This window comes from Pantoea sp. 1.19, assembly GCF_001922585.1.
GTDB lineage: Bacteria > Pseudomonadota > Gammaproteobacteria > Enterobacterales > Enterobacteriaceae > 1-19.
This window is the reverse complement of the sequence record NZ_MRBS01000005.1, coordinates 43,172-66,980: the sequence shown is the minus strand read 5'-3', so window position 1 is coordinate 66,980 and position 23,809 is coordinate 43,172. Positions and strand designations below refer to the sequence as shown.

The following is a 23,809-nucleotide window of genomic DNA, read 5'->3' as shown; positions in this document are numbered from 1 at the left end:
CTGTGTCGCTTTTGACACCGAGGAGCCCCCCATGCAATCAACCGGTATGGCGGCAAAAGCCGCAGATACGCCGCTGGAACCTTTCACGTTTGAACGCCGCGAACTGCAGGCTACCGACGTTCTGATTGATATTCACTACTGCGGCGTATGCCATTCCGACTTGCACATGGCGCGCAATGAGTGGGGCGTCAGCCAGTTTCCGCTGGTGCCGGGCCATGAAATCGTTGGCCGCGTGCTGGCCACCGGCGACGCCGTCAGCCACCTGAAGATCGGCGATGTGGTTGGCGTAGGCGTGATGGTCGACTCCTGCGGCCACTGCCATTCGTGCAGCCGCGGCGAAGAGCAGTACTGTGAGACCGGTTTTACCGCGACCTATAACGGCGATGAGAACGTCATTGGCGGCAAAACCTTTGGTGGTTACGCCGACAATATCGTGGTGAACAGCAAATTTGTCGTCGCCATTCCCGCCTCGCTGGAGCTGAGTGCCGTTGCCCCGCTACTATGCGCCGGCGTGACCACCTGGTCCCCCCTGCGTCACTGGAACCTGCAGCCGGGACAGCGCGTGGGCGTTATCGGCCTGGGCGGTCTCGGCCATATGGCGGTGAAGCTGGCCAGTGCAATGGGTGCAGAAGTGGTGCTGTTTACCACCTCGCCGCATAAAGGCGTTGATGCGCTGCGCCTCGGCGCGCACCAGGTGGTGGTCTCCACCGAGCCAGAGCAGATGGCCGACGTGGCGAACTCGCTGGACATGATCCTCGACTGCGTCGCGGCGCCGCACGATCTCGATCCGCTGCTGGCGACGCTGAAAACCAATGGTCATCTGGTGCTGGTAGGGATCCCTGATGCGCCGCACGCGGCCCCCAACGTGACGCCGATGGTCTTTAAACGCCTGAGTATTGCCGGCACCTCCATTGGCAGCATCAAAGAGACGCAGGAGATGCTGGATTTCTGCGGTCAGCATGGCATCGTCGCTGATGTGGAGCTGATTGCGCTGAACGAGGTGGAAACGGCTTTTGAGCGGATGCTGAAAGGCGAGGTAAAATACCGTTTTGTGATCGATATGAAAGCCGGCCGCGCCTGAAGTAACGCGGGCGGCACGCACGGCCGCCCGCTTTACCGGTCACTGTAACAATTGCCGACCCAACCAGGGTTTAGCATGCAGCAATTGCATCAGTTTTTGTGCGGTTGCTGACGGTTTTGTCCGCTTTGCTTCCCAACGTTTCACCGAAGAAACGCTGACGCCCAGTACGCGGGCAAATTCGTCGACTTCCAGCCCGGTCATGGCCCGCAGCTGCTGCGGTTCAGGCATGGGCTCAGCCCTCGCTGCGCGCGAGGATAAGGACGGAGTATCTTCACAATTAAACACGATCGCCTCGAGATTATTCAGCAATTCTCCCAGAGGATATTCGTCGACCATAGCAACTCCTCACACTCAATTAATGCAGAGAAAACAGAGGGTTATTTTTATATCCGGTATTCGGATTGAGGCTTCTGCCGCGTGTGATACTTTAACCGGAGCGTTTAACGTCCCTACCGCGGCAGAACTTCAGTATGGGATCGTTTAAACAAAATGAACACTGCTAAAACGGGTAATTCTGCAACTTTTTACTGACGGTTTAGCTTTCTTTTTTATCCACAGTTGCTTAGCTGTCCAGACCAATATTCCTCTGGATGGCGTGCCGCCTTTCGTCGCGCTTTGGTGTATCCTGTGCGGCAATTCCGTTAGACAAAGTCAGGTTTATCTATGAAAGAGCAGGTTAACGCCGAAATTAAACGCCTTAGCGATCAGCTGGACGCCCACAACCATAAAGCGACAGCGCTGCAGGAGAGCGGCGACGCCGAAAAACTGGGCGAGGTGGTCAAAGAGATCGAGACGCTGGAAGTGGAACTGACCCGACTGCGTGGGGTGCGCGACCAGACGCTGAGCAAAGAGGCGCAAAAGCTACAGTCGCTGCCGTTCAGCCGCGCGATTACGAAAAAAGAGCAGGCGGATATGGGCGCCCTGAAGAAAAAAGTGCGCGGCCTGATAGTGGTCCATCCGATGACCGCTCTGGGTCGCGAAATGGGCCTGACGGTGATGACCGGTTTTGCCCGCAGCGCCTTTTAAGTCCGCACGGCGTCGATCGCGATTGCGGACGCGGGCTTGCCTATCGGCCGGCGGTGTCTGCGCCGGCTTAGTCCGCCAGCGTCCGGATTGCACAACCATTAGCGGCTTTCTATTACTATCCGTTTCGTCTACGCTTTGCACGAACTTCAGCACCCAATCCGCTGGTCAGTACTTTTACAGGAGTAATCTATGTCCGCGACACGCTCTACCCTTTTATCCCGTTTTCGCCTGCCTCTGCTGATGCTGTTCGCCGCGGTGCTGCTGAACGGCTGCGGCGATAGCGAGTCCGATCAGCGCAAAGCCTTTATCGATTATCTGCAAAACACCGTGATGCGCAGCGGAGAACAGCTGCCGCGGCTGAGTGAAGATCAGAAAAAACAATTCGGTAACTACGCGAACGATTACTCCCTGCTGTACCGCTTTGCCTCAGAGGTAAATAACGCCATTGAGCAGGGCCTGAAGCCGGCCGTGAGCACGCTAAACACCATTCGTACACCGCAGGATTACCTTAGCCAGCGCGATGCGGTGCGTCATGCCAGCGGCACGCTGTCGGTCATGGCGCAGCAGATTCAGCAGGCGAAAAGCGAAGCGGAAAAAGGCAAATCGGCTCTGCAGCAGCCGGAGGATTTGAAAAAAGTCTATAACACCGTCTGGCAGCAGGTGGTTACCGTTCCAGCCAGCCAGCTGGCCCCGGTACTGCCGGCACTTCAATCGCTCAGTCAGGATGTGGTCCAGACCGGTGATTTCCTGCAGCAACAGGGTACCAGCGTCAGCTTTAAAGATGGCGGCGTGCAGTTTCCGACCCAGCAACAGGCCACGCAGTACAACATGTTGATGAGCGCCCTGATTGCCAAAAGTCAGGCGCTAAGCCAGGCCACCCAACTGATTCAGAGCCAGTAAATGCCTGCGACCAGCCGGGAGCGAAGTGTGATCTGGCGCATTTCTACACAAAATTAATTGTGACTATCATCACATTTTAAAAACAAAGCTCTTCGTAAAAATAGTGACGCCGATCACATAAATAGCCTCTTTGCGATGATTACTTCACCCGCAAGGAGGCCATTACGCCCATTTATGTGACATGGATCACCCATTAACCCCCACTTACCCCCGATTAAACGTGATCTGAATCACAATCAGGCCCGGCGCTACGCAGCGTTCTAAACTGGTGGTAGAGTCCGCGTGCAGGCAGTTATCTGACGGTTCCCTCCGTCCTCTCAAACAAAAAATTAACGCGCTTCTTATTGCCGGCGCGTAACAATAGGGGTGCGTGATATGTCCTCATCCGTAAAGGTCAAAGTGCAGAGCTTTGGTCGCTTTCTCAGTAATATGGTGATGCCCAACATCGGCGCGTTTATCGCGTGGGGGATCATTACCGCGCTGTTTATTCCTACCGGCTGGCTGCCCAACGAAACGCTGGCGAAGCTGGTTGGCCCAATGATCACCTATTTGCTGCCGCTGCTGATTGGCTTCACCGGTGGCCGACTGGTGGGAGGCGATCGCGGCGGCGTCGTCGGCGCAATCACGACCATGGGCGTGATCGTCGGGGCCAGCATGCCCATGTTCCTTGGCGCGATGATCGCCGGTCCGCTGGGCGGCTGGGCCATTAAACGCTTTGACCAGCTGGTCGACGGCAAAGTGAAAAGCGGCTTTGAGATGCTGGTTAATAACTTTTCTGCCGGAATCATCGGCATGCTGTTGGCGATATTAGCATTCCTCGGCATTGGACCGCTGGTACAGGCGCTATCACACGTACTCGCTGCCGGAGTCAATTTGATGGTGCAGCATAACCTGCTGCCGCTGACCTCGATTTTCGTTGAACCGGCAAAAATCCTGTTCCTGAACAACGCCATTAACCACGGTATTTTCTCACCGCTGGGTATCCAGCAGGCCAGCGAATCCGGAAAATCCATCTTTTTCCTGATCGAAGCAAACCCCGGCCCCGGCCTCGGCGTGCTGGTCGCCTACATGCTGGTTGGCCGCGGCAGCGCCCGTCAGTCTGCCGGCGGTGCAGCGATCATCCATTTCTTCGGCGGGATTCACGAAATTTACTTTCCGTACGTGCTGATGGCACCGCGCCTGTTGCTGGCGGTTATCCTTGGCGGGATGACCGGGGTGTTCACCCTCACCATGCTGAATGGCGGGCTGGTGTCCCCGGCGTCGCCCGGATCGATCCTGGCCGTACTGGCGATGACGCCGAAAGGCGCGTACTTCGCCAATATCGCGGCAATTGCGGCGGCCTTTGCGGTCTCATTTGTGGTCAGCGCCATTTTGCTGAAAACCAGCAAGGTAAAAGAGGATGACGACATTAACGCCGCCACGCGCCGGATGCAGGAGATGAAGGCCGCGTCAAAAGGCCAGGGGAGTGGCGCCGTCGCGGTGAACGACCTGCATGGCGATCTCAGCCACGTGCGCAACATCATCGTAGCCTGCGATGCGGGCATGGGCTCCAGCGCGATGGGAGCAGGCGTGCTGCGTAAAAAGGTACAGGACGCCGGGCTCAGCCATATTTCGGTGACTAACAGCGCCATCAACGCCCTGCCCGGCGATGTTGACATCGTCATCACCCACCGCGATTTGACCGAGCGGGCGATGCGCCAGGTGCCGCAGGCGCAGCATATCTCGCTGTCTAATTTCCTCGACAGCGGGCTCTACACCGATTTAACGGCCCGCCTGGTACACGCCAGCCGCAGCGACGCCCATCGCGTAAAAGTTGAGGAGACGCTGGGTGACAGCTTTGACGCACCGCAACCGCAGCTGTTTACCCTGGGTGCCGGCAACGTTTTCCTCGGGCTGACCGCCAGTAATAAAGAAGACGCCATTCGCTTTGCCGGAGAGCAGCTGGTCAAAGGCGGCTATGTACAGCCGGAATACGTTGACGCCATGCTGGCGCGCGAGCAGCTGACGCCGACCTATCTCGGTGAGTCAATCGCCGTACCGCACGGTACTGTGGAAGCCAAAGATCGCGTGCTGAAAACCGGGGTGGTCTTTTGCCAGTATCCCCACGGCGTCCGCTTTGGCGACGAAGAGGACGACATTGCCCGGCTGGTAATCGGCATCGCGGCACGGAACAATGAGCACATTCAGGTGATTACCAGCCTGACCAATGCGCTGGATGATGATAGCGTCATTGAAACGCTGGCCAATACTGACGACGTACAGCAGGTGCTTCGCCTGCTGAACGGCCATTCACCGGCCTGATCGTAGTTGGGTCGGGCCAGCCTGACCCCTTTCTATTCAGGAGTCGGCTCCTGCAGAGGAAAAAGCATGAAAGCATTACACTTTGGCGCAGGCAATATTGGCCGCGGATTTATCGGCAAGCTGCTGGCCGATGCGGGGATTGAACTGGTGTTCGCCGATGTGAATCCGGCGATTCTGGATGCCCTTAACGCTCGCGGCGGCTATCCCGTTAGCGTCGTTGGCGAACAGAGCAGCGTCGAACAAGTACGCGGTGTGAGCGCGGTGAACAGCAGTAGCGAAGCCATCGTGCCGCTGATTGCCGAGGTCGATCTGCTTACCACCGCCGTCGGTCCGCAGATTCTGCCACGCATCGCCGCCAGCGTTGCGCACGGCCTGAGCCAGCGTCGCGCCAACGGCACAGTGCGACCGCTGAATATCATTGCCTGTGAAAATATGGTGCGCGGTACCAGTCAGTTAAAAGACCACGTGATGCAGGCGCTGAGCGCGGCCGATCGCGACTGGGTTGAGCAGCACGTCGGCTTCGTCGATTCGGCGGTAGATCGTATTGTGCCACCGTCGGCGGTCGGCGAGCCCGATCCGCTGGCGGTGACGGTGGAAACCTTCAGCGAATGGATTGTTGATCAAACGCAGTTTGTCGGCCCGCCGCCGCAGATTGCCGGCATGGAGTTGACCGACAACCTGATGGCCTTCGTTGAGCGTAAGCTGTTTACCCTGAACACCGGGCACGTGATTGCCGCCTACCTGGGGAAACTGGCCGGACACGCGACCATCCGCGAAGCCATTCTCGATCCGGCCATTCGCGCCGTGGTGAGAAGCGCCATGACCGAAAGTGGAGACGTGCTGATCGCCCGCCACGGTTTCGATGTCGAGCAGCACGGCAGCTACATCCGCAAAATTATTACCCGCTTTGAGAATCCCTATTTGCAGGATGATGTGGAACGCGTTGGCCGCCAGCCGCTGCGCAAACTCAGCCCGGAGGATCGACTGATCAAACCGCTGCGGGGCACGCTGGAATTCGGTTTGCCCCATGCCGGTCTGGTGCAGGGCATTGCCGCCGCGATGCACTATCGCAGCGATGCCGATCCGCAGGCACAGGAACTGCAGGCGCTGATTGCCCGCCAGGGCGCCCGGCATGCACTGGCGCAGATAAGCGGGCTGGCGCCGGAGAGTGAGGTCATCGCCGAAGTGGTACAGGCCTACAACGCCATGTCATAATGCGCGCGCGACTTTCCACAGCATCAGCAGGCAGTCAGCAACACGGGCACGCGTTCGGCGTGCCCGCAGGCAACATGTCGACAGCGCAGCAGGCAACCATGGAAGACACACGGGCGTTTGAAAATCGGGTACTGGAGCGTCTGAATACCGGCAGGACGGTGCGTGCATTTTTAGTGGCCACGGTAGACCTGCTGGCAGAAGCGGTCAATATTCTGGTACTGCAGGTGTTTCGCAAAGACGATTATGCCGTCAAATACGCCGTTGAGCCGCTGCTGCTCGGGGACGGTCCGCTCGGCGAGTTGACCGTGCGCCTGAAGCTAATATACGGCCTCGGCGTGATCGCCCGCCAGGAGTATGAAGACGCCGAACTGCTGTTAGCGCTGCGCGAAGCGCTCAACGACGATCCCGGTGACTACCGCTTTACCGACGATGAAATCCTCGGCCCCTTGAGTGAACTCCACTGCGTCAGCGCTTTCCCTCCCCGCCCACACGATATTAGCGACGATGCGGCACTGCGCGCCATGCAGCAACAGCGCTACACGCAGATGGTACGCTCCACGCTGGTGCTGTCGCTGACCGACCTGATTGCCGGGATCAGCCTGAAACCCGCCTTTCGGAAATCCACGTCACAATAAGTAAAGGGATATATTTTAAATTAGCGATACTTTATATCGCCCAAGATAACTAAATATAAAAATATATCGAATATAGCATGATAGCCGATCATGCTATATTTACCCCGCCGTTCTACCGCTAGAATCTCCTCTCCACCGGTCAAGCTGACTGCCCGCTAGTATCATTTCGCATAAAAACACGGTAAGGATTCGCCATGGAAGCGCGCCGCATTGTGATTTATTTACAGGATGAAGATCGATTTTATCGTGAAGGTTTAATGGATTTTTTAACGCACTTCTTTAACCAGCGGGGTATTTTTACACAATTTACTCACGACGTGGGTGGGAAAAATATCGGTCTGAGTTTCATCGCCCATCGAGCCGCCGCCAGCCACGGCAGCGTGCTAACCACCCTGCGGCGCCTGGGACCGGTGTTTATTCTGCAGAATGCGCCCGGAGCGAGGGCCGCAGCCAGCACGCTGTTGCGCACGCTGCCGTTGGCCGAGCTGCAGCGGCGGCTACTGGACGTCATACCGCACTGCCGCCTGACCAGTCTGGCACCGCCGCCCGACGCAGAGGAGAGCCACGCACCGCTGACGCTGCGAGAGATAGAGACCCTGCGCTATCTGGCGCGCGGACTGAATAATGCCGCCGTGGCGCGTTGTTTACGCATTAGCGAAAAAACCGTCAGCTCACACAAACGCAATATTATGGCCAAGCTCAGTATCGGCCGTCGCCCTGACTTTAATTACTGGCTGCTGAAACAGCGTGACTTCTTTCATTAATAACCCGCAGCCTGCGCCGTAAGCATGTTGATTATGGACCGTATCTATGACTAGCTGTTTTTTTTCCGCGCCATCGCGGGTCTCCGCGTCACTGTTACTGGCCGCGGCGTTAACGATGCTCACCGGCTGCCTGAGCCGCGATGAAACAGGGCTGGCCGGCAGCAAAACCCGCACCGATCTGCAGCTGTGCAAAGCGCAGCTGGATGCGATCAAGCAGGTGGCGCCTGAGCAGTTCGGTCCATTGCAAAAAAGCTTCGCCGGCCTGATGCGTAACGCCGCACAGTATAAACAGCTGCGTACCGGCGTCACCAACGGGACCCAGGAAACGGTCGATGCGCTCTATCTGTACCGGGTCAATCTGCTTTGTGCAGACATCAACCAGACGCTGCTGCTGGGATTGTCTAAAAAAGGAAACGCTGAGTAATGCGTCCACCCTTCTCTTCCCGCCGTGACTGGCTAATCGCCAGCACCCTGCTGAGTTCCACTCTTGCGCCAGCGCACGCGGAATCGCCGCCGGCTACTGCCGCCCAGGCGGTGCTGGACTTTGCCGAAGAGTATCAGCAGCAGCACGCAACAACGCCCCCGTTAGCACCGCTGCCTACTTCTGTCTCTGCGCATCCTGCCGCGCCGGGCACGCCCAAAAAACCGCTGGCGGCGGCAATCGCGGCCTCCCGATCCTCACCGAACAGCCGTGAACTGATCGCTTCGCTGAGCGCGCGTAACCGCGCGCTGGAAAAGGCGCTGCGTCAGGCCAAAGCGGCAGCGGTTGCTGCTCCGCCGTCCGCTCCGTCACCCGCCGCTACCGCACCCACGCTGAAGCTAAACGGCGGGAACATGCTGCACTCGCTGTGGCAGCGCCTGGCACCCAAAAGCGCCGCCCTGCTGCTGACGCAGGCGCAGCACAGCATCAACCGCTATCAGCAGCAGATAGCGGCGCTGCAGCAGCGCATCAGCGAACTGGAACAGCACACCACCGTGGCTTCTGCTGAGGGCCGCCGCGCGCTCGCGCAGAAGCTGGCGACGCTGCAGCACCAACTGCGCGAGGCCGAAGCGAGAAACGCCGCGCTGGAAAAACAGCAGGCGCTGGCTGCGGCCGAACGTCGTACTCAGGATGCCGAACTGGCCCGCCTGCAGGCTCATCAGCGCCAAACGACTCAGCAACAGCAACGACAGGAAGAGGAAAACCGTCGCCTGACCGATCAACTGGCGGCGCTCACGGCCGCACGGGATCGGGCCGTTGCATCGCGTCAGCAGCTCGAGGCCGACGACGCCACACTGCAGGCCGGGCAGAAACAGGCGCTGGCAGCGCAGATGTCGCGGGACGTTCAACTGCTGCACATGACCGCCCAGCTGAATACCGTTCAGCAGCAAAAACAGACCCTTGAAAAACAGCTCGCGGAAGCCACTGCGGCCGCGGCCGGCGAAACGCCGCAGTCAGAGCAGATCGCCGGGCTGCTGGCAGACCGACAGAAACTGCAGCAGGATAAGCAGCAGCTTGAGCGCTCGCTGGAGACCCTGAAAGGCGAACAACAGCGCGCCGCAACCGACAATCAGCGCCTCAGTCAGCAGATTGCACAACTGAGCACCGAGCGACAGAAAAGCGACAGTCAGCAGCAGCACGTGATGACGCAGATTGCCCGGCTTACCGCCGAGCAGCAAAAAAATCTCGCCGAGAAACAACAGCTGGCCGCACAGCTTGCCGAACTGCAGGCGGCGGTGCAGCACGTTGGCGGCGACAGGCAGCAGTTGGTGGCGCAGATCGCTTTGCTGCAGCAGGCGCAGCAGCAAAGCGACAAAGAAAAGCAGCGGTTAGAGGAAAAAATTACGCAATTAACGGCTGTCCGGCAGCAGGACGTAGAAGCACAGCAACAGCGAGATCGACAAATTGTCACCCTGCAGACGGCACAGCAGCAAGCCACTAAAGAGAAGCAGCAGCTGACGGCGCAGATTAACGCGTTGACCGCCGATACCCGGCAGCAACAGGGTCAGCTGAGCGAACGCCAGGCGGCGCAGCAGAAAGCCGTTGAGGAAACACAGCAGTTAGCGGCGAAACTCGCACTGCTGACCGCCACACAGCAGCAGGCCGTTGAAGCACAGCGGCAGCGAGACCAGCAGATCGCCACGCTGCAGCGCGCTCAACAACAGGCCGCGAAGGAGAAACAGCAGCTGGAGACGCAGCTTGCCGCGCTGACCACCGCGCAGCAGCAGGCCGTTGAAGCACAGCAGCAGCGAGACCAGCAGATCGCTACGCTGCAGCGCGCTCAACAACAGGCTGCAAAGGAGAAACAGCAGCTGGAGACGCAGCTTGCCGCGCTGAACACCGCGCAGCGGCAAAAACAATTGAGCGAACCTCAGGCGATCCAGCAGCACGCCAAAGAGAAACAGCAGCTCGAGGCGCAAGTCGCCGCGCTAACTGCCGCACAGCAGCAGGCCAGTGAGCAAAAAGCGCAGCTGGAGGCCAGCGTGGCCCGTCTGAACGACGCGCTGAAAAAACAGCCGGCGGACGTCGCCGGCAGTGGTTCCTCGTCGCGACTGCCCGCGCTTCAGGAGGCCCGATTAAAGCAACCACTGGTGAAAAAGAGCTACGCGATTGGCTATTCACTGGGCCACGAAATTTTGCAGCTCCGCGATGCCAACGCGCAGATTGGTGAGAAAACCGATAATGCAGCCCTGATGAACGGCGTAATCGATGCGCTCGCTGACAAACCGCGTCTGACCGCCAGTGAGTTTAAGCAGGTCATGCAGCAGGCTGAAGCCGGGATCACTCAGGCGGTGACCAGGGCCATTTCAAAAGAAGAGCAGGCGGGCAAAAATTTCATCGCGCGCTTTAAAAAAGAGGCCGGTGTCAAACAGTCTCCCATTGGCTACTGGTACAAAATTCTTCGCCAGGGCAGCGGCAAAATCACCGCCAAAACGGTGGTGGACATCACCCTCAAAGAGTCACTGGTGAACGGTAAAGTGATTCGCGATATGCAGGCCAGCCGTCGCGTGCTATCGCAGCCGCTGGCAGAATATCCGCCGCTGTTTCAGGATGCGATTAAGCGACTACAAAATCACGGCACGCTGACCATGGTTGTGCCTCCGGAGCTGGCATATGGAGAGAAAGGTTATCCGCCTAATATTCCGCCGCAGTCCACTATGATTTATGAGCTGAACGTTTTAGCCGTCTCACCACAAAAAAATAAATAAAAAACGCCTGACAGTCATGTCAGGCGTTGCAGACTCACGGCTTGTGCCGATAAAAACTAAAGTGTTTCCCAGTATAGCATGCGTTTATTTTCTCCTTTGACCGGAGCAATCATTCCTTCATCCTGAAGTTTAATTAACATATGCCTGGCGTTATAAATACTCAAATCACACCGATCCGCAATATCTCGCGTGCTGGGTAAATCCGATGTGCTGCGCGAGCGCTGCTCCTGTGAAATCTCACGAATAGCCAGCATGACGCGCTTTAAAGATTCTTGTTTTTTTTCTTCCCGTAGATTTGAACGTTTCACGATCACTCCTCCTTAAATAATCTCTCGTCCATACGTCTCCATGTGCCCACATTTCTAAGGCTGCAACAGCTTATCGCAATCACCCGACATTCGAAATTTAATATCGTTTGTATAAAATAAACGGAGTTATTATCTTAATGGTACATTTTTATTATGATTTAGTTCTGAATTGAGAAGAAAAAAGTAGTCTTATTAACTTAATCTATCTCTCTTTTTTATGCGAATTCACGAATTGTTAACGTCTGTTTTCTGCTCTATACTGCAGGCTGACTGACCACACAGGATTTGTCACCGATTCACGCCATCGGTGTACTGACGCAGCCAGATGAACTACCTGATTAACAACACCGTTGTTTTTGATGTTGAAAGCGCACTTTTGTGGCTGGCCAACTCGCCACAGAATACCTGCGCTCTGCCGAAACCGGCCTGCCGCTTACTTTTCCAATTAATTATCGCGCACAATAGCGTAGTGAGTCGGGCGCATTTGCTTAAAACCGTGTGGGAAGATCATGGTCTGACGCCCTCAGGTAGTAACCTGAGTAATCATATTAGTATTCTCAGGAAAACCTTTGTTTCCTTGGGGATTACAGATGAGATCATCATCACCGTCCCCAAAGAGGGATTTCGGTTAAATGCAGAAGTTGTGACGCAGCCGGCCCAAAAGCCGTTATCACCGCGCGCTGAATCTCTTATTTCTTCCTCGTCAACGGTGCCGGAACGGCAAAAACCCACGATTGCATTGTGGTTATTTTTCCTGTTGTTTATCTTGCTGGCCGGTGTTTCCTGGTATCAATATCGCAATGCATTACCCGACACTGCCGGCGAAGAGATCGTACGCGTTGGCGCGTGTTATCTGGTTGATCTGGGACAGAGTGATACGCAGCAAGTCCCCGTCGATCAGCGCAAAGTAATGACGTTTATGTCCGCACAGGGCATCCACTGCCAGAAAGATAACAACGTCATTTTCTACCAAATTACTTCAATGCGGCATCACCTCACGCGTGTGGATGAGGTGCTGTTCGTCAGCCAGTGTCCCCGACTGCGTCCGGATAGCCGCAGCCATTGCCGTAACTACTTTTACTTCAGGTCACCCGCCTCATGAAAAAACGCCTCACTGTTGCCATCCTGATGCTGGTCGTGCTGGCGCTGGCGCTGATAGCGGCCAAACGATGGTGGCCACGCCACACCAGTTCACAGTGGAATGAGCACTGCACGGCAGAAATGCAGATGCAATTTGATACGCCGGCGGGCAAAGCCGGTATGAACGGTGATATCACCATCACCACCCTCGATAACACCACGATCTCGTTTTACTTTAACGGACTGATTACTCAAAATGAGCAAAGCTGGGCGGTGAACCGAACGCATATGTTTACTTATCGTTACTTTGCGGATAATCAGACGCTGGAGCTGCGGCATCGATCGATGTCGAAATCCCTTTCCGACACCATTCCCGACGAGCAGTTTTATAAAATGATGATCCGGTCTGATGTGCTTATCCTGCGCGTAAAACCGCTTTCCGATCACGCAATGTTGTATTCGGGGCTGTCAACGCCGCTGTATATTTGCATGCGACGCTGACGGCCGGGAGCAGAGTTACTGTCGCCAGACATTACCGCCCCTGCTGTTCGGCAAGGGTGGCAAACCACGGGGCGACAAAGTCATCTGACTCTCCCCAGCCGGGAATAATGCGTTTCAGATTGGCGACGTTCACCGCCCCCTGCTGCTGGTTGAGCTGCGCCTGAGAAATGGCCGCCGCTTTAAACTGATAGCTGTCCGGGGTAGCTTCTCCGGCAATCTTCAGCGCAACCAGCCGCATATTGATGGCGCCGATCAATCGCGGGTCCACCGCTACGGTTTGCTGCCACGGGCTACCTGGCTGGCGCATCAGCTGCAAATCCTGATTCGACACATCTATGCTGTAGAGTTTGATCTCGGTACGGCCGTTTTCCCGCAGCGCTTTATATGCTCCCTGACTGAACGCATCCCAAGCGCCCCAAATCGCGTCAATTTTGCCTTTCGGATACTTGGCGAGGATCGCTCCGACTTTATTGGCCGTGTCCCCCTGAACATCGGTCGATACCGCGCCGATGGATTCCAGCTGATGAATGCCGGGATTCTCCTGCAGCAGCTTGTCATACACCACCTGACGGCGCTCCATCGGCGGGAAGCCCGCTACCCAGAGCTTAATAATGTTGGCTTTTCCGCCGTGATCGCGAATCAGCTGGCGCAGTGACAGCGCCGCCAGCGAGGCATCGTCCTGCGCGGTACGGGTCACCCCGGCGATCGGTTTATCGAGCGGCGTATCAAATACCGAGACCTTGATACCGCTGTTGGCGATGCGCTCAACCAGTCCGGTGGCATAGGGTGACTTACCGTGCGACAGGATAATGGCATCATATTTCTGGCTGATCGCCTGGTTGACGAAATCCTGGAAACGGGCGTCATCGCCGTTGCTCAAAAACGTGCTGACTTTAAAACCCAGCTTTTTGCCCTGCTGAATCGCCCCGGCAACAAACTGAGTAGTATTATCATCGGAGCCGAGATTACGGATCACCGCTACGCGCACCGGGCCATCATGGCTGGCGAGGGGCGCCGGGATCGGGGCCGTCGCGGCCGCGGCGGCCAGGGTGGTCAGCAGGCCGGCGGCCAGCGTGGTGAGAACGAAACATTTCATGCGATGGGTTCCCCTGTCTGTACAGTACTGACGCCGCTAGCGGCGTGGAAAATAGGTCAGTGCCAGCGCGCTGGCCAGCACCAATCCTTTAATAATGTCCATGGCATAGTAGGGCACCGACAGCATCACCAGGCCGTTTTGCAGTACGCCCAGGATCACCGCGCCCAGCAGTGTGCCCAGCGCATTGGGTTTACCCGATCCGGCCAGTGACAGACCAATCCACGCTGCCGCCACCGCGTCCATCAGGTAGCCACTGCCGGCATTAACCTGTGACGAACCAATGCGCGATGCCAGCAAAATACCCCCCAGGCCGGCCAGCAGCGAGGCCAGCACATAGGCCACCACGCGGTAACGCACGGTGCGGATGCCGGACAGGCGCGCGGCCTCCGGATTTCCCCCCAGGGCGTACATCCGCCGGCCGTGTTTCGTCAGCGACAGTCCGAGCTGGGCCACCAGCGTGACGGCCAGCATAATGACCACAATGATCGGCACCTGGCCCAGCAGCGAAAAAGCCGGAGGAATGCTGCCCTCGGCCATCTCGCCGCTCGGCAGCAGCATATTTTCAGTAATCGAGCCGCCAAAGCTCCAGGTCATCGCCACGCCCTGAATCACAAACAGGCTGGCCAGGGTCGCCAGCATGTCGGGGATGTTCAGCACCACAATCAAAAATGCATTGAACAGCCCCACCAGCGAGCAGAGCAGCAGCGTCACGACAATCGCCGCGGTGGTGCCCAAGCCGTGCCAGACAAACAGCGAAATCACCAGTGCGTTGGCCAGCGAGGCGGTCGCGCCAACGGATAAATCAAACCCCCCTACCGTGAGCGAGAGGGAGACGCCAATGGCGATCACCGTCACAATGGCAATAGCACGCAGAATATTGATGATATTGCTGGGGTCCAAAAAACCGTCGGCCAGTACGCCAAACAGGGCGATCAATGCCACTACGGTGAGTAACATCCCCCATTTGTACAGAAAATCAAATAGCTGGTGACGCCGCGTAGAGGTGGCGTTCGGGGTCAGAGCTTTGCTGCTCACGCGGGAATTCCTCCGGTGGAGTAGAGTAAAAGGGTTTCTTCATCAGCACGATCGCCCGGCAGTTCGGCAACCATTTTTCCGTCCCACAGTACGCAGATGCGATCGCACAGGCCAATCAGTTCAGAAAATTCGCCGGAGGCGTAGATAATCCCCCGACCTTCGCGCGCCAGACCGTCTATCAAGGTAAAAAGCTCGGTTTTAGCTTTGATATCAATGCCCTTCGTCGGTTCGTCAAAAATCAGCACGCCGGCGTGATGGCGTAGCCACTTGCCGATCGCCACTTTTTGCTGGTTTCCGCCTGAAAGGCGGCGCAGCGTTTGATCCGGCCCGCGGGTACGCACGCCCAGTCGGGCGATCAGCTCTTCGGCCCAGCGCCACGCCTGACGGCGGCCAAACACGCCCCAGCGTGAAAACTGGTTATCGGCAACGACGCTCAGGTTCATCGCCACCGATTCATCGATAAAAATGCCCTCTTTCCGCCGCTCTTCCGGGACCAGTGCGATGCCCCGCGCGACTGAGTCCGCCGGAGAGCGCGGCGTCCAGGCCCGACCAAACAGGCTGCCGCGCGCCGCGCGACTTTGGCTGGCGCCAAACAGGGCCTTACACAGCTCGGTCTTACCCGCGCCGGCCAGTCCGGCGATGCCGAGAATCTCTCCTTTGCGCAGCGTCAGGGTGATGTCCTGTAAACGCCCGTTATCGCGCAGTCCGTCAATCTGCAGCAGCACCTCATCGCCGCAGGGCGGGCGGCGCGGCGGATAAAGCGTCTGCAGCCGGTGACCGAGCATTTTTTCCACGATCTGTTCGCCGCTCAGACCGGCCATCGGCCCGCTTTCTACCCGCCGGCCATCACGCAACACCGTCAGGCAATCGCACAGGGCGCTGACCTCTGGAATACGGTGGGAAATAAAGACCACGCCGATACCCTGCGCCCGGAGCGAGCGCACTACCGCAAACAGCCGGGCGCTCTCATGCTGGTCCAGCGGGGCGGTCGGTTCATCAAGGATCAGAAAGCGGCAGTGATGCGACAGCGCGCGGGCCAGCAAAATCTGCTGCTTTTCGGCGAGGGTGCACTGCGCTACGCGGCGGGTGACCGCGATAGTCGACCGCAGCTGCGCCAGTAGCGCCCGGGCATCGCGCCGCAGTGCCGACCAGTGGATCAGCTGGCCATCCTCAGCCAGCCGATCGAGCAGAATGTTTTCCGCCACGGAGAGCGAAGGAACCAGTGCGGTATCCACTTCCTGCTGCACCAGGTGAATGCCCAGACGTTTGGCATCGCGCGGCGAACGCAGGGTAACCGGCTGTCCATCCAGCAGAATGTCCCCCTGGTAATGCGCATGCGCACCGCAGAGCACCGCCATCAGGGTCGATTTTCCCGCGCCATTAGCGCCGGTCAGAGCATGAATCGACCCGCCCTCAACGGTAAAATCCACCGCCGCCAGCGCAGAAAACTCGCCAAACGACAGGGAAATTTTGCGCATTTCCAGGCGATTAAGCGCCACCATGTTCCACACTCTTGTTATCAGACTCGTGGTCGCATTTTTAGCGCAATCTTCCGCGCAGGCAACGAACCAAAGGACATAAGCTAGCACGAAAGCTTATTAGCCATCCAGATGTCCAGACATATCAGAACAGTGCGCGGTAGTCAGCGGCGGTGACTCAGATCATTCGCCATTCGTCAGGTAAAAAGCAGCAGGAATGGCCGGGGGCGGGCATAAAAAAACCGACGGCGGGGCCATCGGTTTCGTAGGGAAGCAGCAGGGCTTATTTCGCCGCGGCAAAACGCTCTGCAGCTTTATCCCAGTTCACTACGTTCCAGAACGCTTTGATGTAGTCCGGACGTTTGTTCTGATATTTCAGGTAGTAAGCGTGTTCCCACACGTCCAGACCCACGATTGGGGTACCGGAAGTCCCGGAGATCGCTTCGCCCATCAGCGGGCTGTCCTGGTTAGCGGTAGAGACCACGGCCAGTTTGTCACCCTGCTTCACCAGCCAGGCCCAGCCGGAACCAAAGCGGGTCGCGGCGGCTTTTTCAAAGGCTTCTTTGAAAGCGTCAACGCTGCCGAAATCTTTCTCGATCGCCGCTTTCAGCTCGCCCTGCAGGCTGGTGCCGGTTTTCAGACCTTCCCAGAAAAAGCTGTGGTTAGCGTGGCCGCCGGCGTTGTTACGCAGAACGGTCTTTTTGTCCGCCGGAACGCTGTCCAGTTTGGCGATCAGCTCTTCTACCGGCAGCTTAGCAAATTCGGTGCCTTCCAGCGCCGCATTGGCGTTGTTGACATAGGTCTGATGGTGTTTGGTGTGATGGATTTCCATCGTCTGCTTGTCGAAATGCGGTTCCAGTGCGTCGTAGGCGTAAGGCAGGGATGGCAGTGAATAACTCATGTTCATCATCTCCATTTAGTGTTGAGCGGCACCGTCATCGGGTGGGCGCCGCGTAAGCAGTCGGATCATTATAGTGAAATAACGCGACTTGCACATGGTAATCAATGCCTTTGTTTTTGTGAGGGTTTGCGTTTTTTCTTCTGCACACAGACGCTTATCCCCCGGATGCGCGGTACGCCGGCGAGGGTTATTCGCTTTTTCCGCTGCTGGCGCGCAGCACCAGCCTGGTGGCCAGTGGCCAGGCGCGGGCCACGCCCTCACCGTCCTGCAGCAGGGCCAGCAGTTGCTCCCCGGCCAGCTGACCCATCTCCTGCCAGGGCAGCGCAACGGTGGTCAGCGGCGGCGAGCAGACGGCGGTCAGATGCCCGCCGCCAAGGCTCGCCAGCGCCAGCTGGCTGGGGATAGCAATCCCCTCCGCGTGGCAGGCCATCAGCGCACCGCAGGCCACTTCATCACTGGTACAAATCAGCGCATCTACTTCAGGCCAGGTCAGGCGTATATCGTGGAGCAGCCGGTATCCGGTGGCAATAGTGGGGGGCTCCGCGCTGGTCACCACCCGGTGCGGCGCGTGGTTTTTCGCTAACATGCCGCTGTGCCAGCCGGCCATGATTTGCCGAAACTGCACCGGATGATTCTGCGTGCACAACAGCGCCAGATGACGCCAGCCGCGCGCGGTGAGGGCCGCCACCAGCTCGCGAGTGGCGGCAGAGAAATCGACGCCAATGCTGATGCCGACGCTCTCGTCGTTGACACAGCCCACGTCAACGACCGGCAGGCCCGCGTTCACCAGCAGCCGGCGCCCCTGTTCGCCGCAGGCATAGCCGTAAAGCACTATCGCTGCTGGGTTATAAGCCAGCAGCTTCTCTGGCAGGGTGGGATCGTCATGGCCACCGATATCAGCTTCAACCAGCATCGTCAGATACCCCTTCGCGGTGAGCACCCGCTGCAGCGCCTCGAACACCGAGGCACAGCCGGGCGCAGACAGCGACGAGACCAGCATGACGATCAGCCGCGAGCTGGCCGACGCCAGTCCACTGGCGGCGAGATTGGGCACATAGCCCAATTCGGCAATCGCCGCGTCGATTTTTTCCCGCAGCGCGGGAGAGACTTTATCCGGCATCCGCAGCGCGCGCGACGCCGTCATGCTGCTGACGCCGACTCGCCTGGCGACATCCGCCAGCGTACTTTTTCCGGTCGTTCGCCGCCGTCTCTCTTTCATCCCTCTCTCCGCCTGACAATGGTAATCAACCCACGCAGCTTAAAGCGATTAACGCCGCATCGCCATGCTAAAAGCGCCAAATTGCGCGTCGCCTCCCGGCGCCTTCGCGTCTGCATTCACCCGCTCGCGCTCCCGTCTGCTTCAAAATGTTAGCGATAACTCATTATTTAACAAATCCCAATGTTAGCGCTAACTTTTGAGATTCACTTCACAGATTAAAGCTCAACTTTTCACCTACAGTGCAGGCTCACGTAACGGATAACGAGGTTACCCATGCTCACCGACTGGCTAAATGACCAAACGATCAACGTCGTTGATCGCGTGGAGGACTGGCAGCAGGCGATCCGCCTGAGCGCGGCACCGCTGCTGGCGGCCGGCGCGATCGCTCCAGCCTACATCACGGCGATGATCGACAGCCATCTGGCTCTGGGCCCCTACTCCGTGCTGGCGCCCGGACTGGCACTGCCGCACGCCCGTCCTGAACAGGGGGCTCTCGCTAACGGCCTGTCACTACTGCACGTGCGCACAGGGGTGCCTTTCGGCAGCGCGGAGAACGATCCGGTGCGGGTGGTGATGACGCTGTGCGCGCCGTCAGGCAATCACCACATTGCGCTGATCGCTGAACTGGCCGACGTATTGAGCGATGAGACGCGCCTCGCTGCGCTGCTCAGCGCCACCACCCCGGCCGCTATCCGGGCGGTCATCGCCCCGACTTCCCCATTAGAAAGAGAACCGTCATGAAAAAAGTCCTTATCGTCTGCGGTAACGGCCTCGGTAGTAGTTTTATCGTCGACATCAATGTCAAAAAACTCCTTGCCGAGCTGGGCCTGCAGGCCGAGGTGGCGCATACCGATTTAACGTCGGCCAGCTCAGAGCGGGCCGATCTGATCCTGGCGGCGCAGGATATCGCCGATCGCCTGGTCGATCACCCCGCCCACGTCGTTGGCCTGTCAAACCTGCTGGACAACGCAAAAATCAAACAGGTTCTCGCCGAGAATCTGTCACGATAACCCTGGCTGGAGCCCACTATGCTTCAATTCATTATGCAGGATGTGCTCGGCACGCCGGCGATACTGGTTGGCCTTTTTTCACTACTGGGGCTACTGCTTCAGAAAAAATCGTCATCAGATTGTATTTCCGGCACCCTGAAAACCATTATGGGGTTTGTCATTCTGACCGCCGGAGCGAATATTATTGCCGCCACGCTGACGGTCTTCAGCCAGCTATTTGAGTACGCTTTTCATATTCAGGGAGTGGTACCCAACACCGACGCCATGGCAGCACTGGCGCAGAAAGACTTTGGCTCTGAAACCGCGATGATTATGGTCTTTGGCATGGTGGTGAATATCGTGCTGGCGCGGATCACTCCGCTAAAGTTCATCTTCCTTACTGGCCATCACACGCTGTATATGGCGGCGATGCTGGCGGTGATTCTGGCCACTGGCGGCATGGCCGGCGTACCGCTGGTCGCCACCGGCGCGCTGATTCTTGGCAGCATGATGGTGATCTCGCCGGCGATTCTGCAGCCATTTACCCGCAAAATTACCCATTCAGACGATCTGGCGCTGGGGCATTTCGGCTCCAGCGGCTATTTGCTCGCCGCATGGGTCGGAAAAGCGGTGGGTAAAAACAGTCCATCCATTGAGGAACTGAATGTCCCTAAGACGCTGAATTTTCTGCGCGACTCATCGGTGGCCATTTCATTAACCATGATGATCCTACTGGTGATTCTGGTACTGATTGTCGGCAAGCCGTTCACCGAAACCCTGAGCAGTGGCCAGCATTATCTGGTTTTTGCCGTCATTCAGTCGATCACCTTTGCCGCCGGGGTCTATATCATTCTCGCCGGCGTACGCATGGTGATTGCGGAAATTGTGCCGGCTTTTAAAGGCATTGCCGATAAGGTCGTGCCTAATGCTAAACCGGCGCTGGATTGCCCTACCGTGTTTCCCTTCGCGCCCAACGCGGTAATGATTGGCTTTTTATGCAGCTTCCTTGCCGGATTAATGAGTATGTTTCTCTGCCCGCTGTTTGGCCTTAGCGTTATCGTACCCGGGCTGGTCCCCCACTTTTTCTGCGGCGCCACCGCCGGGGTGTACGGCAATATCACCGGTGGTCGACGCGGTGCGATGGTTGGCGCCTTTGTTCAGGGCCTGCTGATCTCGTTTTTACCGGCGATGTTACTGCCGGTGCTGGGCGATCTTGGCCTGGCGTCAACGACCTTTGGCGACGCGGATTTCGGCATCGTCGGCATTCTGCTCGGCAAAGCCATGTCGCTGTTCCATTAATTTCCCGGCGGCGCCCGCACCGCCGCGTTCCTCCAGGAGATCGCCATGACACCCCGCTTTAATCCGTCGCTGATGTGCATGGACTTAACCCGCTTTCGCGAACAGATCGAGGCGATGAATGCCCATGCCGCGTTCTATCACGTGGATATCATGGACGGTAACTACGTAAAAAATATCACCTTATCGCCTTTTTTTATTGAAAATCTGCGCAAAATTACCACGGTGCCGATTGATGTTCATTTGATGGTTAGCCACCCTGAGGAGATCATACCGCTGTGCCTGTCCGCCGGCGCCGACGTGATCAGTTTTCATCCAGAGACCGCCAACAATAAGCTGTTTCGCCTGCTCATGCAGATTCGCCAGGCGGGATGCCGCTGCGGCGTGGTGCTCAATCCGGCCACGCCGGCCGACAGCCTCCGTGAATATGGGCATCTGCTGGATAAGGTCACGGTGATGGCCGTCGATCCCGGCTTTGCCGGTCAGCCATTTCTGCCGCACACGCTGGATAAAATTCGTCAGCTGATCGCAATGCGCGCAGCGCACGGCTGGCACTATTTAACCGAGATCGACGGCGGCTGTAATGCAAACAACTTTGGCACCATCGCCGCATCCGGCGTCGACGTAATGATCGTTGGCGCCTCCGGACTGTTCAGCCTGGCGGACGATATCGGCGAGGCCTGGCGCCGGATGGAGGCAAACTACCGGCGCGAAACGGCCGCGATTTGACCCACGCTTCTGCCCGGATAACACCATGCCGGCAGGCGTTAGGGGCGCCGTATGCCGCCCGTCGGCCCAGCACACGGCGCGCTTCACGAGCCCCTTAGCTGCAGTATTTCGCGCTTTGTGGTCGGATACTACAGCGTAAAAACTCGCGGCAGACTGGAGATTGTCATAACAATATGCGAATGTAGCCAGGAATGTCGATACATCAGAACAGCGAAAGTCACTCCCGCTGAAGGGACGTCGCGCCATTCAGGCAGCCGATCGCTGCCAATTAAGAGTGTGAGTCAACAATTACTTTTATATCTTTATTTCTAAGGAAGAGAAAATGAAATCCATGCTGGGATTCGACTACTTATTAACGCCGCGCGTACTGGTATTTTTCTATTGGTTAGCCATGCTGTTGATCTTTGCCGGCGGCGTGTATTCAATGTTCACCGAACACCTGATCACCGGCTTTATTGCCATGGTGTTCAGCCTGATTGGCTGTCGCGTGATGTTTGAACTGATCATGGTGGCGTTTAAGAATAACGAATATTTGCGCCGCATTGCGGAAAATACCGCCGCAGGCCCGATCGAATAATCCTTTTCTTCAATGGCGTTACACAGCGTCCGGTTCGCCTGATTCAGCCGATCCGGCGCACGTAGCGCCTCAGATTGAGGCCGCTCCGGCGTAAACAGCGTATCGGGATACGCCGACGGCCTTTAGCGGATGATCGCTCATTCGCCTTAAATACGGCCGGTTTAGCTCAGGCAATACGCGTTACGTCGCGCCCGGACGAACCGGGAGAGGCAATAAACGGACGTTATGCACGATGCGCGGAGAAGGTCACGGCGCGCTCGCCAGAGCCCCGCTCCCGGAGTCACGTCGCCTCCCCCGCCACTCACGGTACCCTGCAGAGGAGGCGCGGGTACGATATGAAGGCGAATGAGATACCTACCGTCGTGGAGGAGAGCTATTTTCTGCCTTCAGCACGTACAGCAATCGCCTGTAACTCAATGCTGCGCTGCCGCCAACGCCAGGCATCTAAGGCGCGCAAGAAGATGGGGAAGTGCTTGTCCTCGCGATAGCCAAGTGAGCCCGCGCAACAGGCGCTCGTTAAACCGCTCAGACAGACGCAACGCGGCGTTTACGCGACGACAGGCGTTAACCGCATCGGCCAGTTCACGCCGGCAAAAGCCGGCACCTGCGCAAGAGGCCGCCCCCGGATAAATCCGCAGCGGCGCGGTCAGGGACGCAGGCGCTGCGGGTGGCTGTAGACCGTCGCCCGGCCGGGTTTGCAGAATCCCACCAGCGTCAGATGACAGCGCTCCGCCAGCTGCACCGCCAGCTGGGTAGCCGCGGATGCGGCAAACAGCATCTCCACGCCGCAGGCGGCGGCTTTTTGCACCATCTCATAGCTGGCGCGACTGGAGACCACCACCGCGCCCTCTGGCCAGGCTTCACGACTGCGCCTGCCAAGCAGTTTATCCAGCGCCACGTGACGCCCAACGTCCTCTACGCCCGCGACCAGCGTTCCCTCTGCATCCATCCAGGCCGCTACGTGTGTACAGCCGGTCAGATCACCCGTTGGCTGAAAGCGCCGCAGCTGACTCAGCGCAGTATCGAGGTGGCCGAAGGAAAAGGTGCGGGTAAACGGTAGCGGCGCCAGCGGACGATCGATCTCCGCCAGCTGCTCAACGCCGCATACGCCACAACCGGTACGCCCGGCCATGCTGCGACGCCGCGCCTTCAGCGCCATAAAGCGACGGCTCGACAGCTCAATCTGCACCTCAATACCCTGACCGCTCTCTACCACGTCCAGGCCAACAATGTCTGTCGGCGTCGCGATAATGCCCTCACTGAGCGAGAAACCGTAGGCAAACGCCGGCAGATCTTTCGGCGAAGCCATCATCACCACATGGGAGATACCGTTGTAGACCAGCGCCACCGGTACTTCTTGCGCCAGCCAGTCATCCTGCGCGCAGGTCAGCGCCTGCCGCTGCCGGACCGGATACCGGACCGCCGCGACCTCAGTCACATTCGTTTCATTTTTGTACGGATGCTGTTGCACTTTACGTCGCCTTCTGAT

24 protein-coding genes are annotated in these 23,809 nt (G+C 57.7%); 16 read left to right on the top strand and 8 right to left on the bottom strand.

The window, feature by feature from the left end; genetic code table 11:
* Positions 1-31 precede the first annotated feature (31 nt).
* Positions 32-1,081, top strand: coding sequence for an NAD(P)-dependent alcohol dehydrogenase (locus BS626_RS11040; RefSeq protein WP_075182459.1), 1,050 nt, complete (start codon positions 32-34; stop codon positions 1,079-1,081).
* Between the two features lie 39 nt (positions 1,082-1,120).
* On the opposite strand, the gene BS626_RS11035 is transcribed toward BS626_RS11040, so the two are convergent.
* On the bottom strand, positions 1,121-1,417 hold the full coding sequence (locus BS626_RS11035) for an HTH-type transcriptional regulator (protein WP_075182458.1): 297 nt from the start codon (positions 1,415-1,417) through the stop codon (positions 1,121-1,123).
* 327 nt (positions 1,418-1,744) lie between these two features.
* On the opposite strand from BS626_RS11035, the gene BS626_RS11030 reads away from it, so the two are divergent.
* The 8 genes from BS626_RS11030 (at position 1,745) to BS626_RS10995 (ending at position 11,111) form a co-directional block, all read left to right on the top strand.
* A complete protein-coding gene (locus BS626_RS11030) occupies positions 1,745-2,107 on the top strand; it encodes a YibL family ribosome-associated protein (RefSeq protein ID WP_075182457.1) in 363 nt (120 codons plus the stop codon).
* A gap of 189 nt (positions 2,108-2,296) precedes the next feature.
* Complete coding sequence (locus tag BS626_RS11025; RefSeq protein ID WP_075182456.1) at positions 2,297-3,007, top strand: DUF3053 domain-containing protein; 711 nt, start codon at positions 2,297-2,299, stop codon at positions 3,005-3,007.
* Between the two features lie 375 nt (positions 3,008-3,382).
* Positions 3,383-5,308 (top strand): PTS mannitol transporter subunit IICBA, encoded by a 1,926-nt coding sequence (locus BS626_RS11020; protein ID WP_075182455.1) that lies wholly within the window; start codon positions 3,383-3,385, stop codon positions 5,306-5,308.
* A gap of 66 nt (positions 5,309-5,374) precedes the next feature.
* Positions 5,375-6,523 (top strand): mannitol-1-phosphate 5-dehydrogenase, encoded by a 1,149-nt coding sequence (locus BS626_RS11015; RefSeq protein WP_075182454.1) that lies wholly within the window; start codon positions 5,375-5,377, stop codon positions 6,521-6,523.
* A gap of 74 nt (positions 6,524-6,597) precedes the next feature.
* On the top strand, positions 6,598-7,158 hold the full coding sequence (locus tag BS626_RS11010; protein WP_075182453.1) for an MltR family transcriptional regulator: 561 nt from the start codon (positions 6,598-6,600) through the stop codon (positions 7,156-7,158).
* A 194-nt stretch (positions 7,159-7,352) separates the two neighbouring features.
* Positions 7,353-7,922: a LuxR C-terminal-related transcriptional regulator gene (locus tag BS626_RS11005; protein ID WP_075182452.1), complete on the top strand. Its 570-nt coding sequence runs from the start codon at positions 7,353-7,355 to the stop codon at positions 7,920-7,922.
* Between the two features lie 46 nt (positions 7,923-7,968).
* Positions 7,969-8,346, top strand: coding sequence for a hypothetical protein (locus BS626_RS11000; RefSeq protein WP_075182451.1), 378 nt, complete (start codon positions 7,969-7,971; stop codon positions 8,344-8,346).
* Positions 8,346-11,111, top strand: a complete 2,766-nt coding sequence (locus BS626_RS10995) for an FKBP-type peptidyl-prolyl cis-trans isomerase N-terminal domain-containing protein (RefSeq protein WP_075182450.1) — start codon at positions 8,346-8,348, stop codon at positions 11,109-11,111. The genes BS626_RS11000 and BS626_RS10995 overlap by 1 nt, the downstream gene beginning before the upstream one ends.
* 56 nt (positions 11,112-11,167) lie before the next feature.
* On the opposite strand, the gene BS626_RS10990 is transcribed toward BS626_RS10995, so the two are convergent.
* Positions 11,168-11,419: a FaeA/PapI family transcriptional regulator gene (locus BS626_RS10990; protein WP_075182601.1), complete on the bottom strand. Its 252-nt coding sequence runs from the start codon at positions 11,417-11,419 to the stop codon at positions 11,168-11,170.
* 325 nt (positions 11,420-11,744) lie between these two features.
* On the opposite strand from BS626_RS10990, the gene BS626_RS10985 reads away from it, so the two are divergent.
* Together BS626_RS10985 and BS626_RS10980 are read left to right on the top strand one after the other, a co-directional pair.
* A complete protein-coding gene (locus BS626_RS10985) occupies positions 11,745-12,521 on the top strand; it encodes a winged helix-turn-helix domain-containing protein (protein ID WP_075182449.1) in 777 nt (258 codons plus the stop codon).
* Positions 12,518-13,000, top strand: a complete 483-nt coding sequence (locus BS626_RS10980) for a FidL-like protein (protein ID WP_075182448.1) — start codon at positions 12,518-12,520, stop codon at positions 12,998-13,000. The genes BS626_RS10985 and BS626_RS10980 overlap by 4 nt, the downstream gene beginning before the upstream one ends.
* Before the next feature lie 31 nt (positions 13,001-13,031).
* Here the strand turns inward: BS626_RS10980 and BS626_RS10975 are convergent, their stop codons facing one another.
* The 5 genes from BS626_RS10975 to BS626_RS10955 all read right to left on the bottom strand — a co-directional run bounded on the left by BS626_RS10975 (position 13,032) and on the right by BS626_RS10955 (position 18,729).
* Complete coding sequence (locus BS626_RS10975) at positions 13,032-14,096, bottom strand: sugar ABC transporter substrate-binding protein (protein WP_075182447.1); 1,065 nt, start codon at positions 14,094-14,096, stop codon at positions 13,032-13,034.
* A gap of 36 nt (positions 14,097-14,132) precedes the next feature.
* On the bottom strand, positions 14,133-15,131 hold the full coding sequence (locus BS626_RS10970) for an ABC transporter permease (RefSeq protein ID WP_075182446.1): 999 nt from the start codon (positions 15,129-15,131) through the stop codon (positions 14,133-14,135).
* On the bottom strand, positions 15,128-16,630 hold the full coding sequence (locus BS626_RS10965; RefSeq protein WP_170870461.1) for a sugar ABC transporter ATP-binding protein: 1,503 nt from the start codon (positions 16,628-16,630) through the stop codon (positions 15,128-15,130). The genes BS626_RS10970 and BS626_RS10965 overlap by 4 nt, the downstream gene beginning before the upstream one ends.
* Positions 16,631-16,892: 262 nt before the next feature.
* Positions 16,893-17,510, bottom strand: coding sequence for a superoxide dismutase [Mn] (gene sodA, locus BS626_RS10960; RefSeq protein ID WP_075182444.1), 618 nt, complete (start codon positions 17,508-17,510; stop codon positions 16,893-16,895).
* Positions 17,511-17,697: 187 nt separating this feature from the next.
* The gene (locus BS626_RS10955; protein ID WP_075182443.1) at positions 17,698-18,729 is read right to left on the bottom strand and encodes a LacI family DNA-binding transcriptional regulator; all 1,032 of its coding nucleotides are present in this window, start codon (positions 18,727-18,729) and stop codon (positions 17,698-17,700) included.
* Positions 18,730-19,002: 273 nt separating this feature from the next.
* Between BS626_RS10955 and BS626_RS10950 the strand changes: the two genes are divergently transcribed.
* From BS626_RS10950 to BS626_RS10930, 5 genes are all read left to right on the top strand, one after another.
* A complete protein-coding gene (locus BS626_RS10950; RefSeq protein WP_075182442.1) occupies positions 19,003-19,470 on the top strand; it encodes a PTS sugar transporter subunit IIA in 468 nt (155 codons plus the stop codon).
* Positions 19,467-19,739: a PTS sugar transporter subunit IIB gene (locus BS626_RS10945; protein ID WP_075182441.1), complete on the top strand. Its 273-nt coding sequence runs from the start codon at positions 19,467-19,469 to the stop codon at positions 19,737-19,739. Before BS626_RS10950 ends, BS626_RS10945 begins: the two co-directional genes overlap by 4 nt.
* Before the next feature lie 18 nt (positions 19,740-19,757).
* Positions 19,758-21,017, top strand: a complete 1,260-nt coding sequence (locus BS626_RS10940; RefSeq protein ID WP_075182440.1) for a PTS ascorbate transporter subunit IIC — start codon at positions 19,758-19,760, stop codon at positions 21,015-21,017.
* A gap of 45 nt (positions 21,018-21,062) precedes the next feature.
* Positions 21,063-21,743 carry a D-allulose 6-phosphate 3-epimerase gene (gene alsE, locus BS626_RS10935; protein ID WP_075182439.1) on the top strand — a complete coding sequence of 227 codons (681 nt, stop codon included), beginning with the start codon at positions 21,063-21,065 and terminating at the stop codon, positions 21,741-21,743.
* A 322-nt stretch (positions 21,744-22,065) separates the two neighbouring features.
* Positions 22,066-22,320, top strand: a complete 255-nt coding sequence (locus BS626_RS10930; protein ID WP_075182438.1) for a DUF4282 domain-containing protein — start codon at positions 22,066-22,068, stop codon at positions 22,318-22,320.
* 646 nt (positions 22,321-22,966) lie between these two features.
* Here BS626_RS10930 and fdhD read toward each other — a convergent pair.
* Complete coding sequence (gene fdhD, locus BS626_RS10925; RefSeq protein ID WP_371328495.1) at positions 22,967-23,758, bottom strand: formate dehydrogenase accessory sulfurtransferase FdhD; 792 nt, start codon at positions 23,756-23,758, stop codon at positions 22,967-22,969.
* Positions 23,759-23,809 lie beyond the last annotated feature (51 nt).

Coding starts and splice junctions, on each gene's coding strand:
- BS626_RS11020 (WP_075182455.1), top strand. CDS start 3,383: ATGTCCTCATCCGTAAAGGTCAAAGTGCAGAGCTTTGGTCGCTTTCTC.
- BS626_RS10940 (WP_075182440.1), top strand. CDS start 19,758: ATGCTTCAATTCATTATGCAGGATGTGCTCGGCACGCCGGCGATACTG.
- BS626_RS10980 (WP_075182448.1), top strand. CDS start 12,518: ATGAAAAAACGCCTCACTGTTGCCATCCTGATGCTGGTCGTGCTGGCG.
- BS626_RS10995 (WP_075182450.1), top strand. CDS start 8,346: ATGCGTCCACCCTTCTCTTCCCGCCGTGACTGGCTAATCGCCAGCACC.
- BS626_RS11010 (WP_075182453.1), top strand. CDS start 6,598: ATGTCGACAGCGCAGCAGGCAACCATGGAAGACACACGGGCGTTTGAA.
- BS626_RS11025 (WP_075182456.1), top strand. CDS start 2,297: ATGTCCGCGACACGCTCTACCCTTTTATCCCGTTTTCGCCTGCCTCTG.
- BS626_RS11035 (WP_075182458.1), bottom strand. CDS start 1,417: ATGGTCGACGAATATCCTCTGGGAGAATTGCTGAATAATCTCGAGGCG.
- BS626_RS10975 (WP_075182447.1), bottom strand. CDS start 14,096: ATGAAATGTTTCGTTCTCACCACGCTGGCCGCCGGCCTGCTGACCACC.
- alsE (WP_075182439.1), top strand. CDS start 21,063: ATGACACCCCGCTTTAATCCGTCGCTGATGTGCATGGACTTAACCCGC.
- BS626_RS11005 (WP_075182452.1), top strand. CDS start 7,353: ATGGAAGCGCGCCGCATTGTGATTTATTTACAGGATGAAGATCGATTT.
- BS626_RS10930 (WP_075182438.1), top strand. CDS start 22,066: ATGAAATCCATGCTGGGATTCGACTACTTATTAACGCCGCGCGTACTG.
- BS626_RS11040 (WP_075182459.1), top strand. CDS start 32: ATGCAATCAACCGGTATGGCGGCAAAAGCCGCAGATACGCCGCTGGAA.
- BS626_RS11030 (WP_075182457.1), top strand. CDS start 1,745: ATGAAAGAGCAGGTTAACGCCGAAATTAAACGCCTTAGCGATCAGCTG.
- BS626_RS11000 (WP_075182451.1), top strand. CDS start 7,969: ATGACTAGCTGTTTTTTTTCCGCGCCATCGCGGGTCTCCGCGTCACTG.
- sodA (WP_075182444.1), bottom strand. CDS start 17,510: ATGAGTTATTCACTGCCATCCCTGCCTTACGCCTACGACGCACTGGAA.
- BS626_RS10955 (WP_075182443.1), bottom strand. CDS start 18,729: ATGAAAGAGAGACGGCGGCGAACGACCGGAAAAAGTACGCTGGCGGAT.
- BS626_RS11015 (WP_075182454.1), top strand. CDS start 5,375: ATGAAAGCATTACACTTTGGCGCAGGCAATATTGGCCGCGGATTTATC.
- BS626_RS10985 (WP_075182449.1), top strand. CDS start 11,745: ATGAACTACCTGATTAACAACACCGTTGTTTTTGATGTTGAAAGCGCA.
- BS626_RS10945 (WP_075182441.1), top strand. CDS start 19,467: ATGAAAAAAGTCCTTATCGTCTGCGGTAACGGCCTCGGTAGTAGTTTT.
- BS626_RS10950 (WP_075182442.1), top strand. CDS start 19,003: ATGCTCACCGACTGGCTAAATGACCAAACGATCAACGTCGTTGATCGC.